Origin of the sequence: Phyllobacterium calauticae (assembly GCF_019991125.1) — a bacterium.
Classification (GTDB): Bacteria; Pseudomonadota; Alphaproteobacteria; order Rhizobiales; family Rhizobiaceae; genus Phyllobacterium; species Phyllobacterium calauticae.
Genome location: NZ_JAGENB010000041.1, coordinates 1 through 425, shown reverse-complemented (window position 1 = coordinate 425; position 425 = coordinate 1). Strand labels below are relative to the sequence as shown.

The window sequence follows — 425 nt, the reverse complement described above, 5'->3', positions numbered from 1 at the left end:
GGAATATTGGACAATGGGCGAAAGCCTGATCCAGCCATGCCGCGTGTGTGAAGAAGGTCTTCGGATTGTAAAGCACTTTAAGCTGGGAGGAAGGGCAGTAAGTTAATACCTTGCTGTTTTGACGTTACCAGCAGAATAAGCACCGGCTAACTTCGTGCCAGCAGCCGCGGTAATACGTAGGATCCGAGCGTTGTCCGGAATTACTGGGTGTAAAGGGAGCGCAGGCGGGTCTATAAGTCGACGGTGAAATCTTCCAGCTCAACTGGAAAACTGCCGCCGATACTGTAGATCTTGAATATGTCAGAGGGAAACGGAATTCATGGTGTAGCGGTGAAATGCGTAGATATCATGAAGAACACCAGTCGCGAAGGCGGTTTCCTGGGACATTATTGACGCTCATGCTCGAAAGTGTGGGGAGCAAACAG

The 425-nt window shown here is 50.1% G+C and carries 1 rRNA gene; it reads left to right on the top strand.

Features of this window, described 5'->3' with window-relative positions:
- Positions 1-425: ribosomal RNA gene (locus J1W56_RS25865) — 16S ribosomal RNA — on the top strand; the annotation flags it as partial.